The sequence below is a fragment of the Aureibaculum marinum genome (genome assembly GCF_003813905.1).
Taxonomy (GTDB): Bacteria; Bacteroidota; Bacteroidia; order Flavobacteriales; family Flavobacteriaceae; genus Aureibaculum; species Aureibaculum marinum.
Genome location: NZ_RPFJ01000002.1, coordinates 11,685 through 30,743 on the forward strand (window position 1 = coordinate 11,685; position 19,059 = coordinate 30,743).

A 19,059-nucleotide genomic window follows, 5' to 3' on the forward strand; every position below is an offset into this window, starting at 1 on the left:
ATGGAAATTAATTCGAAACGCACTTTTTTCTATGAAAGAAAAAAGATTACCAATTTTATTATGAGAACTTTTATGTTTTTATTTTGTACTACTTTTTTTGGACTAACAAATAACGATGTTTTTCCTCAGAACTCAAAAGTTATTATAGATAAAGACAAGACTATTTCAATTGATCAAGTTTTTGAACTAATCCAAAAGCAAACGGATTACACCTTTATTTTTCAGGAAGACATGTTCAAAGACATTCCTAAAGTAAGTTTAAAAAAGGGCACAATTAAAACTGGTAAACTTCTTCAAATATGTTTATCAGGGCATGGTTTTCAATTTAAATTATCTCCTGAGAATAACATTCTTATAAACAAACATAAATCTAACATAAAAAAAATACAACAACTGGTAACAGGGACTATAACCGATGAATCAGGCAGTCCTTTGGTTGGAGTTACTATTATAGTAAAGGGCACATCAAAAGGAGTGGTTAGTGATTTTAATGGAAACTATACCATACCCATTTCTAACGATAAATCCATATTAGTTTTTTCTAGTTTAGGATACCAAACTCAAGAAATTGAGGTTGGAAATCAAAATACTATTAACGTTACATTAATAGAAGCCTTAAATCAATTAGATGATGTAATCTTAGTTTCTACAGGGTATCAAAATATAGAACGCGAACAGTTAACTGGAGCAGCTTCTGTAGTAACAGCCAAAGAAATTAATCAAAAAACTTCTGTAAGTGGTAATTTTTTAGAAAATTTAGAAGGACGCTTACCAGGATTGGTTTACAATGCGAGAAACCCAAATATCCCAGAAGATGAACAATTAACCATTAGAGGAATTTCTACCTTTGACGGAGTTAAATTGCCTTTAATAGTTATTGATGGTTTTCCTACTGAAGTAAACCTAAATTCTATCAATCCAAACACGATTGCTTCCGTTTCAGTACTGCGAGATGCAGCTGCAAGTACTATTTATGGTGCTCGTGCGGCAAATGGAGTTATTGTTATAGAAACCAAAAGTGGTAAAAAAGGAAAACCTGTGGTGACTTTTAGAAACACTACATCGTTTCAATCATCACCAAAATTTTCAGATTTAAACTATGCAAAATCTGCAGAATATATTGATATTGAATTTGCAAATGAAATGAACAGTACGAGCTCGCGTCCTTCGGCTAGATTTACTCAACCAACACCAGCTAGAGCTATAGCATTTGATTTAAAAGAAGGTCTTATTACCGAAGAACAAGCTAATGCTTCTTTAGCTACTTTAGGGAATTATTACAATCTAAATGAATATAAAGATTTATTTTATAGAACTTCAATGGTAAATAATTTTGATTTAAGTATGAGTGGAGGCGGAGAAAATAACTTATATAGAGTTGGAGTAAATTATATAGATTATAATGGCAATGAACAATTTGATGAAAACAAACGACTAATTGCTAATCTTAATTCAACCTACAACATTTCAGACAGGTTTACTTTAGATGTTGGAGCCATTTATACTAATGAAATAAATAATCAACGAGGAAATGTACCAAGTTATTCTTCACTACTCCCCTACACAAGAATTGTAGACGATCAAGGTAATTCATTGCCAAATTACAAAAGTTTAAGGGCTACTGATGATTTAAATAATGAAGCTATAGCGTTAGGTCTTTATGACAGAAGAACAAAACCTTATTCAGATTTTTTAACAGAAAGAAACAACAATAACAGAAATGCAATACGTGGTCAACTAAAATTAAACACCAAATTCACAGAATGGTTAAATTTAGATTTAGGAGGTGCTTTTGAACATGACAACGAACTCAGCAATCAACTTTATGAAGAAGATAATTATTTGGTTCGTGATTTATTAAATCGTTCAGCTCAACAAGACGAATCTACTGGTAACCCTTTATTTATTCATATTCCTCAAGGTGATATATTGAAAAAAACAAATTACATTACAAATGCCATTACTTTAAGAGCTCAGCTTAACCTAAATACTTATCTAGATAATAAAAATAAACATCAACTTTCAGGAATTTTAGGTACTGAAGTTCGTAAAACCGAAACAGAAAGTCACTTGAGTTCTATTTTTGGTTATGACGGGCAAAGTTTACTTGTTGGTTCTGTTGATTTGGGCTTATTAGAAAGTAGAGATGTAAAATCTGGCTTTTCTACTTTCGGATTTGGAAATCCATATGTTAATACATCAGATTATTTTAATGAGTCATTTTCTGATAGAAGATTTAGATCCTATTATTCGCAAATGACTTATTCTTTTGATACAAAATATATTCTTACAGGAAGTGTAAGATTAGATCAATCTAACTTATTTGGTACAGATCCTCGTTATAAAAACAAACCTCAATGGTCTGTAGGAGCAAATTGGCAATTACATAAAGAAAGATTTATGGAAAGAGCATCAAATTGGTTAAACGAATTCAAATTAAGAGCGGCTTATGGTTTAACTGGGAATGTTCCACAAAGTAATAGTGGCCGTTTTTTAATTTTAAGAACTACAACAAATAGATTTGTATCGCCAAGTGTTCCTTACAATTATATCACTTCTCCTGTAAATGAAGCAATACGTTGGGAAAACACTACAAATTTAAACCTTGGAATAGATTTTGGTTTATTCAATAACAGAATCTCTGGAACATTAGATTGGTACACAAAAAAAACAGAAGACGTTTTAGGAAGTACTCTAGCTGACCCTACAACTGGATTTTCTAATTATATTGCTAATACAGCTAAAATTGAGAACAAAGGATTAGAACTATGGTTAAATGCTAAGATTTTAGAGACTGATAAATTTAATTGGACAAGTTCACTTACAGCTTCATTCAATACCAATAAAATTTTAAAAGTTTATGAAGCTAACGCAAATGCTTACAGGTCTCAATATTATATAAACAGTAGCTCCCCTTATGAAGGTTATGCTTTAAATTCACTTCTTAGCTATAGATATGCTGGATTAAGTGAATTTGGCGACCCTATGAGAACAAGAAATGACGGCTCTGTTAGTACTATGACTAGTTCTGATCAAATACAGTTTGAAGATTTGGTAAATAGTGGTACAACTACCCCAAAACATGTATTAGGATTAAGTAATCAAATTAGCTTTGGCAATTTTGACTTCTTTGCTCAAGTTATGTTTTATGGAGGACATTACACTCGTGTAGAAGCTCCAAACACAAGAGCTTCTTACCCATTGGTAGGGACTGAGAATTATTGGAAACAACCTGGAGATGAATTAATTACTGACATACCTAGAATAAAACCACGTTTTGGAGATCCTAATTACAGTGCTTCCAGTTTTGGTAATACTATTTATACTAAAGCAGATCGCTTTGTAATTAAAGCTGATCAGATTAATATTACAGACATTAATCTTACATATAGAATACCCAACCGTTTATTAGAACGCATAAAAATGTTGGACACTCAATTGAGATTTCAAGTACAAAATGCTTTCAAATTTAATTTAGCAGATAGCAGTATTGATTCTGATGCTATAAATCCCATTACAGGAGTTAGAGGTTTAAGTACTCAACCCATCTATAGCATTTCTTTATCTACTCAATTTTAACCTATCCAATAAAATTAATAAAACTAAAAAAAATGAAAAAATATATAATTTTAATAGTAATAGCTGTCATGTGCTTATTCACAGCTTGTGATGATTATCTAGATGTTACACCAAAAGGTGAAGTTATTCCTCAAACAGTTAATGATTTTGAATTGCTTTTAAATGGAGGTCAAATGCATAGTATAGGAGATAATAATTTATTATATATGACTGACAATGTGTATTTGAATCTTGGTATTGAAGATGAAACACCAATTGTAAATGCCTATTTTTGGAAAACTGATTTAGACACTGACATTTCAGACACACCTCAAGTTTGGTTAGGCATGTATACAAGTATTTATTATGCTAATTCTATAATAAATAACATTCAAGAAGCTACAGAAGGTACACAACAAAAGAAAGATGAAATTTTAGGAGAGGCTCTAACAGTAAAATCTATGGCTGAGTTTTACCTACTTACTGTATTTGCAAATGCATACGACCCAGAAATAAACCCACAAGATTTAGGAATTCCTTTAATGAACTCAACCAGTGTAACCGAAGAAATTCCTCCGAGAGCTACTTTAAAAGAATCTTTTGATCATATTATAGCAAACTTAAAAAAAGCAATCCAACTATTACCTGAAATACAATCAACAAGATATAGGGTTACAAAATATGGAGCTCAAGGTTTATTAGCTCGTGTTTATCTATATATAGGAAATTTTGAAGAAGCAAATGCTTATGCGTCAGAAGCATTACAGAGTTCTCAAGTAGATAAAATTTTAGACTATAATCAATTTATAGAAGGAGAAGATTTTCCGATGGAAGAGCAAAACAATGAGAAAATATGGTTAAACACCTATGGTTTAAGTAGTACTCCTGCATATTCTCAAGATTTATTAGATCTTTATGGAGAAAATGATTTAAGGGTACCTTTATTCACAAATACTCAAGCAAGTGGATTAAAAACAAGAAATGACAATCGAGAAAATTCAGGTATTGGATATCCAGAAATGATATTAATTCAAGCTGAGTATGAAGCTCGTTTAGGAGATTATACTAAAGCAATGGAATTAATTAATGAAATTCGTAAAAAAAGACTTCCTGCAAATGCTTCAGACTTGGAATTAATAGCCTCTAACAAAGAAGAAGCTTTAACACATGTAATGCAAGAAAGACGTAGAGAACTAGCATATACATTAACTAGATGGATGGATATGAAACGCCTAGATCTTTTAAACGAAATGCCAGACGTAAGTCGATATCTTGATAATAATCCTGCTAGTACTCCAATTATAACATTAACAAAAAAAAGTGCACAATACACGTTTGAAATTCCATTAAAGGTTAGAGTGCTGAATCCTAGCATAAAATTAAATCATTAATTAGATTTTATATATGAACTTAAATAAAGCTTTTTTAGTAACATTACTTTTATCGTTGCTATTAAACTCTTGTGGTCTTTTTAGACCTTCAATAAAATTAGACAATAGTAATTTAGTAAAACTTGATACAGTTGTTAAAATAGAACCTTATAAAAAGATAATTACCAAAGAAGCCATAACCAATGATGGATTGATAAAGGTACATAAGGTTGAAAACAAGTATTACTTTGAATTATCAAAATCACTCTTAAATAAAGATATTTTGGTTGTATCTCGTTTTATTAGAACTCCTGAATTAGGAGGATTTTATGGAGGTGAAGAGATTGGAAAAAGAGTTATATTTTTTGAAAAAGCACCTAACGATAAAATACTTTTAAGAGTTAAAACTTCAATTAGTACGGCTTCCGAAGAAGATGCCATAGCTCAAGCTGTAGAAAATTCTAACATTGCTCCTATCATTGAGGCATTTGAAATTAATGCTACCAATGATGTTACTGGAGCATTTGTTTTTGAAGTGACAGACTTTTTAAATAGTGATAACTATTTATTGGCATTAAACAAGGCACAAAAATCAAAATACAAATTAGTTTCACTGGATAAAGGAAAATCTTTTATTTCTGAAATAAAAACATTTCCTATTAACACAGAAATAAAAACGGTAAAAACTTATAAAGCCAAAACTACCTCTGAAAGCATTTATAAAGATTTACCTGCTGCTGTTTTATCAGGAATGGTCACTTTAGAAATTAATAATTCATTTGTGCTTTTACCTGAAAAACCGATGCAAAAAAGACTTTATGATCCAAGAGTAGGGTATTTTGCAAGCGTAAATCTTAAGTATACCGATAATCAACAAAAAGTTGAACAAAAGGCTTTTATACATAGATGGCGATTAGAACCAAAAGAAGAAGATTTAGACAAATGGAAAAATGGTCAATTGGTAGAACCTAAAAAGCAAATTGTATATTATATAGACCCTGCTACACCAAAAAAATGGGTACCGTATTTAATAGATGGTATTAATGATTGGAATATTGCTTTTGAAGCTGCCGGTTTTAAAAATGCTATAATTGGAAAAGAATGGCCTGTTAAAGACAGTACAATGAGTTTAGAAGATGCTAGATTTTCTGTAATAAGATATTTTGCTTCTCCTATGAAAAATGCTTATGGCCCTAACATAGTTGACCCTAGAAGTGGTGAAATTTTAGAATCACATGTGGGCTGGTATCATAATTTAATGAGTCTATTAAACAGTTGGTACATGATACAAACTGGAGCTGTAGATCCTAGAGCTCGTAAAATGAAATTAGATGATGATTTAATGGGTAATTTAATTCGCTTTGTCTCTTCTCATGAAATAGGACATACACTTGGATTACGACACAATATGGGGGCTAGTTTTGCTTCACCTGTTGACAGCTTAAGAAGTAATAAATGGTTAAGTAAAAATGGCCATACTTCATCCATAATGGATTATGCTCGTTTTAATTATGTTGCTCAACCTGAAGATTCTATAAGTGTTGATAATCTTATGCCTAGAATTGGAGATTATGACAAATGGGCTATTCTGTGGGGATATACAAAATTTACTGAAGAAATGACCGAAGAAGAAGAAAAGGAAGTCTTGAGTAAGCTAATTATAAATAGAGTCACTAACAACCCTAGGTTATGGTTTGGTGGTGAAGGTAGAGATTATGATCCTAGGTCTCAAACCGAAGACTTAGGAGACAATGCAGTTTTAGCAAGCATGTATGGTATAAAAAATTTAAAACGAATTTTACCCAATTTACCATATTGGACTAAAGAACGAGGAAGTGACGATTATACTAATTTAAAAAATGCTTACAGTGCTCTTTTAGGGCAATATTCGAGGTATATAAATCATGTCCAAAAAAATATAGGAGGTATATACATTACCCCAAAAACTATTGATGAAGAAGGCGATGTTTATGAAATGGTACATAAAGAAAAACAAAAAGAAGCTCTTTATTTTTTAAATGATAACATCTTAAAAGAGCCTAAATGGTTATTGGACAATCAAATATTAAATAAAATTAAATCTCCTCAATCTAAAGAAGAAATTGTAAAAATAATGGAAAGTGTTATGTCTAGTCTTTTAAGTGGAATACAGCTAAGTAGAATGGGATTTATTGCTGCTAGATATCAATCTGATTTAGATGATTTAGAAAACACAACCAAAAAAGGAGTAATAGGGCAGCAATCAGAAGTTTACCAAACTGAAGAATATTTAGATGATCTCTATAAATTAATCTGGGATGATTTAAAACTAGGAAAAGAATTTGCCCCTTCAATTTATCAAAGACATGTCCAAAAAGCATACTTAAAAAACTTAATAGCTTTATACAGACCCGAAAAAGCAAAAAAGGGACTTTCTGGGCTTATGGCAATTCTTTCTCAGAGTCTAACTGTAAATACAGATACTAGATCTTTAGCTTTAAGTTATCTACTGAATCTTCAAAAAGATATCAGAAAAGCTCTACCAAAAGCTTCTAATCGCATGACAAAAGCTCATTTACAATATATGACTAAACAAATAGAAGATGCTCTTAAAGAAGAAATGAAATTGGAATAAATTATTATTTACTACTATAATTTAATAAAAACAAAAAACTTTGGAAAATTTATTTCCAAAGTTTTTTGTTTTTTAAAGCAATTAGAACCTTAAAAAAATTACGAAACTATAAATTTTCTTTTCTCTCTTAAAAATCGTATTTTTGCAAGACCTCACTAAAAATAATACATGTCAGAAAAAACATTAGAATCGGAGCATAAATTATCTTTTGAAGAATTTAAAAAAGAAATTCTAGAAGATTATAAAATTGCAGTTATTAGCAGAGAATGTAGTCTTTTAGGAAGAAGGGAAGTTTTAACCGGAAAAGCCAAATTTGGAATTTTTGGAGATGGTAAAGAAGTGCCACAATTGGCAATGGCTAAAGCTTTTAAAAATGGAGATTGGCGTTCTGGATATTACCGTGACCAAACATTTATGATGGCTATAGGAGAGCTTAAACCTGAACAATTTTTTGCAGGTTTATATGCCCATACCGATATTAATGCAGAACCCTACTCTGCTGGGAGACAAATGGGTGGCCATTTTACTACACATACTTTAAACGAAGATGGCTCTTGGAAAAATCAAATGCAACAAAAAAATATTAGTGCAGATATTTCTCCTACAGCAGGTCAAATGCCCCGCTTATTAGGGTTAGCCCAAGCATCAAAAATATATAGAGAAATACCTGAACTAAAAGATAGAAAAACTTTCTCTAATAATGGTAATGAAATAGCTTGGGGTACAATAGGAAATGCCAGTACTTCTGAAGGTCATTTTTTTGAAACTATTAATGCCGCTGGTGTGCTACAAGTACCAATGGTTATTAGTGTTTGGGATGATGAATATGGAATCTCAGTTCATGCCAAACATCAAACTACGAAAGAAAGTATTTCAGAAATATTAAAAGGTTTTCAACGTACTAATGATGACAATGGTTATGAGATTTTTGTGGTAAACGGATGGGATTACTCAAAGTTAATTGATGTTTATAATGAAGCCTCTACTATTGCAAGAAAAAATCATGTTCCAGTTCTAATTCATGTAAAAGAATTAACACAGCCGCAAGGACATTCTACATCAGGATCTCATGAAAGATATAAATCAGCTGAACGATTAGAATGGGAAAATGCTCATGATTGTATTGCTAAAATGAAGGAATGGATTATTGAAGTTTTTGAAAATGAAGAAGAACTTATTGCAATAGAAAAAGATGCTAAACGTGAAGTAAATACTGCCAAGCGAGCTGCATGGAGTGCTTACTTAAAAAGTATTATTAAAGCTCAAAAAGAAGTTGTATATCTCTTAACTAATTTAGCTGAAAAAAGTGCTAACAAACCATTTATTTTAAAACTAAAAAATGATTTAGAGGCTATAAAAGATCCATTAAAAAAAGATGTTTTATCAACTGCAAGAAAGTGTTTAGTCTATGTAAGAGACGAAAACTGTAATGAGAAAAATCTTCTAATTAATTGGGTTAAAAACTTTAGCAAAGAACAACATTACAACTATAGTGCACATTTATATAGTGAAAATGAAAATGCGGCCACTACTTTTAAAGAAATCAAGCCCATTTATGAAAAAGATGTTGAAATTGTCGATGCTAGAATTGTCTTAAGAGACAACTTTGAAGCTCTTCTATCTGAACATAAAGACTTACTTATTTTTGGAGAAGATGCAGGTAAAATAGGTGATGTAAATCAAGGTTTAGAAGGACTGCAACAAAAGTTTGGAAAATTAAGAGTTGCTGATGTTGGTATTAGAGAAGCAAGTATAATTGGTCAAGGTATAGGCTTGGCAATGAGAGGATTAAGACCTATAGCTGAAATTCAATATTTAGATTATGTACTTTACGCAATACAAATATTAAGTGATGATTTAGCAACATTACGCTATAGAACCTTTGGTAAACAAAAGGCACCATTGATAGTAAGAACTAGAGGACATAGATTAGAAGGTATTTGGCATTCTGGGTCACACATGGGAGCATTAATCCACTTATTAAGAGGAGTTTACATATTAACACCTAGAAACATGACCAAAGCAGCTGGTTTTTATAATACACTTTTAAAAAGTGATGAACCTGCCTTAATAGTAGAAAATTTAAATGGATATAGACTTAAAGAACAATTACCATCTAACTTAGGTAAATTTACTACTCCAATTGGAGTGGTAGAAACTGTAAAAGAAGGTTCTGATATAACCGTTGTTTCTTATGGTTCTACTTTGAAATTGGTAGAAGAGGCTTCAAAAGAATTATTAAAAGTAGAAATTGATGTTGAAATTATTGATGCACAAACATTATTACCTTTTGATATTAACCACGACACTGTAAAAAGTATAGAAAAAACCAACAGATTAGTTATTATTGATGAAGATGTACCTGGCGGAGCTTCTGCATATCTTTTAGATCAGATTGTAAATAAACAAAATGCTTATCAATATTTAGATAGTAAACCCTTAACAATCACTTCTAAAAATCATAGACCTGCATATAGCACAGACGGAGATTATTTTTCTAAACCTTCAATCGAAGACATCTTTGAAGGTATTTATGGTATTATGAATGAGGCTAATCCATTAAAATACAAAAAATTATACTAATACATTTTACTTTTTTAATGCTTTAACTTTCATGTTTAGAAGTAATTATTTACTTTTGAACGCTTAATAATACACTCTAAATTAAAACGAATGAAATTAGCTAAAATTCTAACCACATTTCTACTTTGTTTACTTACAACAAGCATTGTTTTTGCCCAAGAAGAAGAAAAAGGCTCTTTAAATAGTGGTACTATTGAAAGTCAATTTGATTACTTGTATAAAAAATCTCCAAGATGGGAAGATTATCGAAGTGTCAAAACTAATAATCTTTTTAAGTTTAAAAATAATGTTATCGATTCATTAAAACTTGGAAGAAAAATTTATGCAGAAAGTCAAAATGTTGTTAGAGCTCAAAAAAAGGTAATAGATTCTTTAAACATAAAATTAGAAGCTACAAAAAATAGCTTACAAGCTGTAACTGAAGAAAAAGATAGTATAAAACTTCTTGGTTTTCCTATGAGTAAAACTGGATATAATACCATACTTTGGACGATAATAGGTGCTTTAACTGCTCTACTGTTAATCTTTATAGGAAAATTTAAAAGAAGTAATGCTATTACAATAGAGGCTAAAAAAGCTAAAGCCGAAATTGAAGAAGAATACGAAAGCCATAGACAACGTTCTATAGAACGTGAACAAAAATTAAGAAGAGAATTACAGGATGAATTAAACAAGCAGAAATACGCCGAAAAAGCGACTAAGAAAAAATAAATTATCTTATTTTTTTTAAGATTTTTTAAAATAAAATTTATTGTATGTACTATACAATAAATTTTATTTTTTGTTGTTATTCTTTTATTGTTATGAATTAAGTTTTTTTAATTATTTTTTTTCAACCCTATTATCGATTAAAAAAGGTTAAAAAATAATTATATATGGTAGGAAAAATACCACTAAACATGTTTTATTACCAAAGAAACTAATTTGTATGTATAAAAAAATACTCGCCTTAACTATTATTTTCATCTTAATATTCCCAGTTTATGCTTGGGAAATACCAACGTCCAATATTAATAATTCTGAAAAAACACCTTCTACCAGAAATAGTACTTTTATTTCGTACACAGAAGATATATACAACAAAATTGGTGATAACAACCTTGATTTTGATGCTTTTAAATATGCTTTAAAAGGGTATATACAACTAAAAAATAAAGAAAAATTAAATAATTCTAAATATTTAACCCTAATTGATATGAGTGTTTCTGCTAATTCAGAACGATTCTATATCATAAACATGGAAACACAAACTATAGAACATAAAAGTGTAGTTGCTCATGGAAAAAAATCGGGTTTAGAATATGCTAAAAAATTCTCAAATAAGGTTAATAGCCATCAAACAAGTATAGGTTTTTATAAAACTGCAGAAACTTATTATGGCAAACACGGACTTTCTTTACGATTAGATGGATTAGAATATTCGAATGACAAAGCTAGAGAGCGAGCTGTAGTTATTCATGCTGCTGACTATGCAAATCCTGATTTTATTAAAGCAAATGGAAGGTTAGGGAGAAGTTGGGGGTGCCCTTCTTTACCATATAAAGATTATTCAACAATTATTGATAAAATAAAAAATGGCAGTTGTTTATTTATCTATTATCCACAAGAGGATTACTTATCAAAATCTAAACTAGTTTCTTCTGAAAATCTGTTAGCAACAAAATAAACTAGACTATAATTTAAAACTTAAAAAGCAGTTAAGAATTAAAACTTAACTGTTTTTTCTATAACTTACTCGTAGTTAAATTACTAATTAATTTTTTATCTAGACCATATATATCCTTATAAAATGTAATTTTTCCAGTGCTATCTGCTTCAGCAGAAACATAATATAAAAATATTGGTAAATTCTTTTTCATCGGCATCCATTTTTCTTTCTTTTTTTTAATATAAGTATTAACTGTATCTATGGTATATACATTTTCATCTTTCTCTAACAGATAATCTGCTAAACTTAACGCATCTTGCACTCTTACACAACCATGGCTAAACGCTCTAATTTCTTTATTAAAATGTGATTTTGAAGGCGTATCATGTAAATAAATAGCATCTTTATTAGGGAAAATAAATTTTACAAACCCCAATGCATTTATTCCTCCACCCTTTTGTCTAAAAGCATAATTAAAGTTTGACCTATTTACATCATTCCAATCTACAGAAGTTGGGTCTATTTTACCTTTGTCTTTATCAATAACTTCATATCTATTTCGTGTTAGATAAGTAGAATCTTTTTTGGCTTTTACCAAAATCTCTTCCATTGAAATTCGTTTGGGTACATTCCAATATGGATAAGCAATAATGTACTGCAAAGAATCAATAAGTTCAGGAGTTTGATTTCTAACATTACCTACCACAACATTAAATTGTTTAGATAGTTTGTTCTTATAAACCACTCTTAATCTATAAGCAGGTATATTTACAAATAAATAATCCGAAGGCCAATTATTTTTCCATTTCCACCTTTCTAAACTAGCTTTTATTTGTTGATAATACTCATAAGGACTAATTGACAATGCATTGGCCGTATTAGTTCCTATCAAACCATCTGATGTTAAACCATGGTCAGTTTGAAACCTTTTTAAAGCTTCAGTAAAAAGGGAGTCTTTAACTTCTTCAGTTAAATAATTATGTAAAACTAAAGCTTTTTTAGCTTGAGCAACAGCTTTAATTGAATCCTGTCTAAAATTAGGTACTTGAACACTTTCTGTTGACAGATTAGACGCTTTTAAAAATTTAACCAACCCTTTTTGTAAGTACCTGTATTCTGGTTGTTTAGGTTGAAGATCTATTAATTTTTCTATTAAACTATCCTTTTCATAAGCAACTTGAACATATTCTGGTAAATTAATATCAAACTTTTTTCGAGGCAGAATAGACACTTCACTAATAGAATCTAAAACACCATAATTTAAATGTCTTCCAAACCTCATATATTGATAAGACAAAAGAACTTCTAACTGACTTAACAAAGCAAACCTATCTTCTTTATCTTCAATTTGTTCAACTTCTTTATGGATTGTTCTTAATTCATTTATGGGATATAATCTAGTTTCTAGCCCATAATCAGCAGCTCGAGATAAATGATTTAACAACTTAACACCATCATTATTTAATGTGATAGAGTCAGACACCCATAAAGTTGAGTAATTAATATTTTTATATAGAGTTTCTATCCAATGTATACTATCAACTTTAATTTTATTAGTAATTAAAGAATTTCCATTCGAAGCGAAAAATTGATTAAAATTAGTTCTATAATCAATTTTTGGTTTTGAAACCGTATTTTTCTGACTCTTTTCCGCACAGGAAATGAATAAAACGATAATAAAGAGTACAAGAATATTATATATCTTTTTCATATCAAAACTAAGGTCCAAAGTTAATGAATTAAATTTCACATATTGGGTGTATACTCTAATTTTCATGAGTTTAGAAATTTAGACTACAAATCTATACCAACATAAAAGACAAAAGAGCGTACTTTACCGTGAAATTAATATACCTGAATATAGGGGTGCTATCTTTTTTTATGAAGATTTTTAACAAGCAAATTTGTACCAATTACACATTTTAAACATTTTTGTTTGTTACAATAGTTGTTTTTTAATTGTAATAATGCCTGGGTTTCAAGAGCTGATGTTGAAACAACTTCTAATTCAGTAAATTTATCTATAATACTATTTTTTTCAGGTTTTAACTGATTAATTACATTTATAATATTGTTTTCATTTAATTTATCAATAGATTTAAAATACATAAATTTTAATGGAATAATAGTATTTACTAACAATAAATCAATAAAAGGTTTTGAGAATTTTTTGTTGCTCTTTTTAGATTTAGAAGTAAAAGAATAGTTCGTTTTCCAAAATTCAGAAACTGAAATATCAAAAAGTTCATAGTACTCCTTAACACTAGTTACTGCCATAATTTTAGAAAATAAATTTTGCTTTTGATTTAGTAAAGCAGCTAATTGAGCAATGCGGATGGTAGGAAAATTATTAGGTCTCAATCTAAAAAATTGAAAATTTATTGAAGGACTATTTGATAAGGCATATTTCGACTTTAAAAACTCATATTCGTTCTGCAATGTACTATAGTAATAATCTTGAACATCTTCATTCAAAAAATTAGCTTGGCCAAATAACAAAGCTTCTAATGATTTTAAATTATGTAATTGTTTTCTTACAATTGAATAATCTAAATAATTTGCTAGATTAAAAAAGGCTTCTCCATTTACTTTCAGACCTACATTTTTAGCTAACATTTTAAATAGTACAGTTTCCCAGTCATTTTTAGAATTAAAAAGTAATTGTTCTATAAGTTTAGATTTTTCTTCTAATCGTTCAATATATAACCGCTCTAACCAACTAGACAGTTGAAATTTATCAATATCTCTAATATGTTTTTCACAGTTTATCCATTTATTTTGTGATGAAAAAAGTTGTTGATAGCGATATAAAACTTTTGGTTCTATATAATTTTTTAACTCTAATGTAGGAATTATACTATTGTTTTTTCTGTGAACATCCATATCGTGCTGCCAAACTACATGTAAAATAGTATTGTCGTAATTGCTATCTTTTTCGTGGCCATGCACAAACCAGTCAGATGATTTTATGTGTATTTCTACATTACCTGCCCAAAGTTGGTTTCCAATTTTCAACTGTGCATTAAAAAAATCAGATCCAGAATTAAAATTATGCTCTCCACTATTTTTTATTATAACAGATTCCTTTGTAACGGTTTGTAAATTACTTACAGAAAATAACTTAAACTTCCAGATATAATGTAGAAAATCTTCTTTTATCATTTTAAGTAGTGACTTTATAATTACATAATAATTCCAATGTATTACTTCTTTTATTTAGCAATAGTATCAGAATTATATACTACTATTATTCTTTAGAAGTTTAATGAACTTTTTTAAGATTTTCTAATAGAAATAGTAAGTTGATATTCTAATTTTAGCTAATACTTCTAACTATATTATCAAGTAATAACTAAATTAATGTATTGCAGAAATAACATCATATTTAGTAATAATTTGATAGTTTCCATTTTCTAAATCAACTAAAACTGCTTTATTGTCTTTATTAATTAAATTAGAAATTTTATCTATTGACACATCTTTATTAACAATGGGAAATCCCTTTCTCATAACTTCTTTTATTGGCTTATCTGCTATATTTTTATCTTCAAAATATAATTTAAACAAATCACTTTCATCTATTGAGCCTACAAAACCATTTTGGTCTTTAACTGGAATTTGAGAGATATCATATTTACGCATGCGTTCAATAGCATGCGAAACAAGTTCTTCTGTTTTTGCAATAACAAGTTTTTCCCCAATTCTATTTTTTATTAAATCAGCTGCTTTAGTAATGTTTTCTTCTAAAAAACCTCGTTCACGCATCCAATCATCATTAAATATTTTACCTACATACCGACTTCCATGATCATGAAACAAAACTACCACAACATCTTCTGGTTTAAAATGCTCTTTCAGTTGTAACAGCCCTTTTATTGCTGCACCGGCAGAATTACCACAAAAAATACCTTCCTCTAATGCCAATTTCCTTGTAAAAACAGCAGCATCTTTATCTGTCACCTTAGTAAAACCATCAATAATATCAAAGTTTACATTTTTGGGTAAAATATCTTCACCAATACCTTCTGTAATGTATGGATAAATTTCATTTTCATCAAAAATCCCAGTCTCATGATATTTTTTAAATACGGATCCATAAGTATCTATTCCCCATATTTTAATATTTGGATTCTTCTCTTTCAAAAACTTACCAACACCTGAAATAGTACCACCAGTACCTACCCCAACAATAAAATGTGTTATTTTTCCATTTGTTTGTTCCCAAATTTCTGGACCAGTTTGTTCATAATGTGCTAAGGCATTAGAAGGGTTATCATACTGGTTTACATACCAAGAATTTGGTGTTTCTGTAGCCAATCGTTTTGAAACGGAATAATAGGAACGAGGGTCATCAGGTTCTACATTTGTAGGACATACAACTACCTCTGCCCCTAAAGCACGCAAAACATCCATTTTTTCTTTAGACTGTTTATCACTTATAACACATATTAGTTTATACCCTCTAACTATTGCTACAAGTGCCAATCCCATACCTGTGTTACCTGATGTACCTTCTATTATAGTTCCTCCTGGTTTTAACCTTCCATCAGCTTCAGCATCTTCAATCATTTTTACAGCCATTCTATCTTTTAAAGAATTACCAGGATTAAAAGTTTCTACTTTAGCCAATACCAAAGCTTCAATCTCTTTGGTTATCCTATTTAGTTTTACCAACGGTGTATTACCAATTGTTTCAAGTATGTTTTTTGCGTACTGCATAGTTTTCTTGTGTTCTATTAATTCTTATGATTTTTAATGTCCCATTTAATACTAAAATTTATTGTTTTACCCCTAATCTACAAGTATAGAGAAAATTATGATTGTTTAAAAATACGAAAAACAGACATGAAATGGCAAAATAATTATGATTTCAATAATTAGCAATCCTTATATTATTTGAACATTGAAGGAAAGGCTAGTTCTATCGGTTTTAACAAAATTGATATCCTAATTGTAGATCTTAAGAATCCCAATCCATAGCCAAAAAACATTACCAAACTAGCCCATATGCTTAAAAATGCTACAATTATATTCTTATTTTTAACAAAAGTGTCAATAAACATAATTAGAAAATAGCATACAAAAGCATATACAAACCAATTGAAATGAAACAAAACTGCCATTAAAGATGTTATAAAGCCAACTACAAAAACAGCTGGAAACCAATATGTTATTTTAGCTGTTTTAGGATGTAATTTATTAAGAATAGGTCTTGCAGCACCAAAATTAAATGTCTGTTTAAAAAAACTTACCCAATTGATTCTTCTTTTATGATAAACGTATGCATTTTCTATAAACTGTGTTTCCAAATTGTTATCCCATAGTCTAAAAGTTAAATTTATATCCTCTCCATAACGTAAAGAACTAAAACCACCTGTTTTTTCAAATGCTTTTTTTGAGATGCCCATATTAAAACTTCTCGGTTGAAATTTTTTTAGATTTTTATTACCACGTAATCCTCCTGTAGTAAGAAGTGAGGTCATGGCATAATTTATGGCTTTCTGAATAACTGTAAAAGAATTATGTGCTGCATCAGGGCCTCCGAAAGCATCTGTATAGTTAATTGACAATTTTTCCGAAACTGAGTTTAAATAACTTTCTGGTAAAATACAATCTGAATCTAAAATAATGAAATAGTTTCCACTTGCACGTTCCATTCCAAAATTTCGACTCAATCCAGGTCCAGAGTTCTTTTTTTTATAATACTTAAGATTTAGTTTATTTTTAAATTTTTCAATAACCTCTTCAGAAGGTAAACTAGAGCCATCTTCAATTACAATTACCTCAAAATTAGCTTTAAATTGCTGTAGAGTAATACTTGATAAAAGTTCGTCAAGTTCTGCAGGACGATTATAAATTGGTATTATTATAGAAAAATTCAGTTTCAAAAAAAGTAATTTTTAAAACCCAAAGGTAAGGATTGCTTTTGTATTTCTAATACATAAAAAAAGGCTCTCAATGTTGAGAGCCTTTTTTTATGTATTAGATTTTTTTATTTCTTTAGAATTTTAAAAGTACCACTACTGCCACTTACAAAAACCTTTACAAAATAAGTTCCTGAAGGAAGATTGTCTAGATTCAAATCGGCTTTAATATCATCTTGGTAAACTCGTTTTATTTCTTTTCCTAAGACAGAATATAAACTAATTTGTTGAATATTCTCTTTAGCTCTCATTTTTAAAACCTTATCTACAGGGTTTGGATAGTACACAAATCCTTTATCCAACACTTCGTCAATTGATAATGTTGAAGAAGTTATTACCAAATCAAAAACTCCTTCACTCTCATTTAAAGTTCCACTAGGATAGCCTACGTTAATATAATAAGTTACGCCTGTAGTTGAAGCAAAAGAAAGACCTTCTGTAATACCTATTGTTCCACTATTACTATCTTCAACACATGTAAATGATCCACAAGACCCAGTATAAACGGCGATACCAACATCCCAAGAAGTTGGAGCTGCAGTAATAGAAATAAGACCTCCGTCACCTTCTACTTTAAACCATACACCATCATTTATATCCATACAACCAGAAGTTGTAATAAAGCCAGAATTATTTGTAGCTGCAGAAGCATCTAAACTTACATTATGTGGTAAACTACTAATTTCTGTTGCATTGGCACATTCGTCATTCGCTGGAGCTGAAGGCATTGAACCAACACAAATATCAAAAGTAGTAGTTGCACCAGTTGATGCTGAATTGCCATACACTCGAACAAAATAAGTATTACCTACGGTAAGTGATGCTAAATCGAAATTTTCTGGATCGCTACAATACATAGGAAAATCTGAGTCACTTGGACAACTACCAGAAGCACCACCGTCAAAAACATTCACATACAAGTCATTAGGTGTACCTAAAATATTTGATATTTCAATTTTATGTGATGTTTGGGTAGCTACAAACTTAAACCATACATCATCATTAGCTTTCGTATCAGCATCATTACAACTACCAAGGTATCCATCTGTTCCTACTCCAGAAGGAGTTGCGTCTAGCAAAGTTCCTGAGGTTATTGTTCCGCATAAATAATCAGGATTTACTGTTAACGTTATTGCATTAACACAATCGTCATTAGTTGGCGGTGCTATGCTATTATTAATTTCTTCCGCATACACCTGTATTAACCCTGAAAATACGAAGAAAAACACGATTAATAATCTATGAGTAGTTTTTCTGTTCATAACTTAATTTTATATTAGATTGATATTTATTCTTAACGATAAATTCGATAAAAAAGTATAAAACAAACAATTAATGTTACTTTAAAAAGTATAAAATCTT

Annotated in this window: 11 protein-coding genes; 6 read left to right on the forward strand and 5 right to left on the reverse strand. The window is 29.9% G+C overall.

The window, feature by feature from the left end:
- The 6 genes from EGM88_RS00900 to EGM88_RS00925 all read left to right on the forward strand — a co-directional run bounded on the left by EGM88_RS00900 (window position 1) and on the right by EGM88_RS00925 (window position 11,791).
- Complete coding sequence (locus tag EGM88_RS00900) at window positions 1-3,579, forward strand: SusC/RagA family TonB-linked outer membrane protein (RefSeq protein WP_123896001.1); 3,579 nt, start codon at window positions 1-3, stop codon at window positions 3,577-3,579.
- Between the two features lie 32 nt (window positions 3,580-3,611).
- Window positions 3,612-4,949, forward strand: coding sequence for a RagB/SusD family nutrient uptake outer membrane protein (locus EGM88_RS00905; RefSeq protein WP_123896002.1), 1,338 nt, complete (start codon window positions 3,612-3,614; stop codon window positions 4,947-4,949).
- A gap of 13 nt (window positions 4,950-4,962) precedes the next feature.
- Window positions 4,963-7,542 (forward strand): zinc-dependent metalloprotease, encoded by a 2,580-nt coding sequence (locus tag EGM88_RS00910; RefSeq protein ID WP_123896003.1) that lies wholly within the window; start codon window positions 4,963-4,965, stop codon window positions 7,540-7,542.
- Between the two features lie 168 nt (window positions 7,543-7,710).
- Complete coding sequence (locus tag EGM88_RS00915) at window positions 7,711-10,125, forward strand: alpha-ketoacid dehydrogenase subunit alpha/beta (protein ID WP_123896004.1); 2,415 nt, start codon at window positions 7,711-7,713, stop codon at window positions 10,123-10,125.
- Window positions 10,126-10,215: 90 nt separating this feature from the next.
- Entirely contained in the window at window positions 10,216-10,836 is a 621-nt protein-coding gene (locus tag EGM88_RS00920; protein WP_123896005.1) for a tRNA (guanine-N1)-methyltransferase, read from the forward strand.
- 217 nt (window positions 10,837-11,053) lie between these two features.
- On the forward strand, window positions 11,054-11,791 hold the full coding sequence (locus tag EGM88_RS00925; RefSeq protein WP_123896006.1) for a murein L,D-transpeptidase catalytic domain family protein: 738 nt from the start codon (window positions 11,054-11,056) through the stop codon (window positions 11,789-11,791).
- Between the two features lie 58 nt (window positions 11,792-11,849).
- Here the strand turns inward: EGM88_RS00925 and EGM88_RS00930 are convergent, their stop codons facing one another.
- From EGM88_RS00930 to EGM88_RS00950, 5 genes are all read right to left on the reverse strand, one after another.
- Entirely contained in the window at window positions 11,850-13,550 is a 1,701-nt protein-coding gene (locus EGM88_RS00930) for a L,D-transpeptidase family protein (RefSeq protein WP_123896007.1), read from the reverse strand.
- A gap of 92 nt (window positions 13,551-13,642) precedes the next feature.
- On the reverse strand, window positions 13,643-14,935 hold the full coding sequence (locus EGM88_RS00935) for a DUF2851 family protein (protein ID WP_317126529.1): 1,293 nt from the start codon (window positions 14,933-14,935) through the stop codon (window positions 13,643-13,645).
- A 195-nt stretch (window positions 14,936-15,130) separates the two neighbouring features.
- Complete coding sequence (locus EGM88_RS00940) at window positions 15,131-16,492, reverse strand: pyridoxal-phosphate dependent enzyme (protein ID WP_123896008.1); 1,362 nt, start codon at window positions 16,490-16,492, stop codon at window positions 15,131-15,133.
- 173 nt (window positions 16,493-16,665) lie between these two features.
- On the reverse strand, window positions 16,666-17,661 hold the full coding sequence (locus EGM88_RS00945; RefSeq protein WP_123896009.1) for a glycosyltransferase: 996 nt from the start codon (window positions 17,659-17,661) through the stop codon (window positions 16,666-16,668).
- Window positions 17,662-17,765: 104 nt separating this feature from the next.
- Complete coding sequence (locus EGM88_RS00950; RefSeq protein ID WP_123896010.1) at window positions 17,766-18,959, reverse strand: T9SS type A sorting domain-containing protein; 1,194 nt, start codon at window positions 18,957-18,959, stop codon at window positions 17,766-17,768.
- Window positions 18,960-19,059 lie beyond the last annotated feature (100 nt).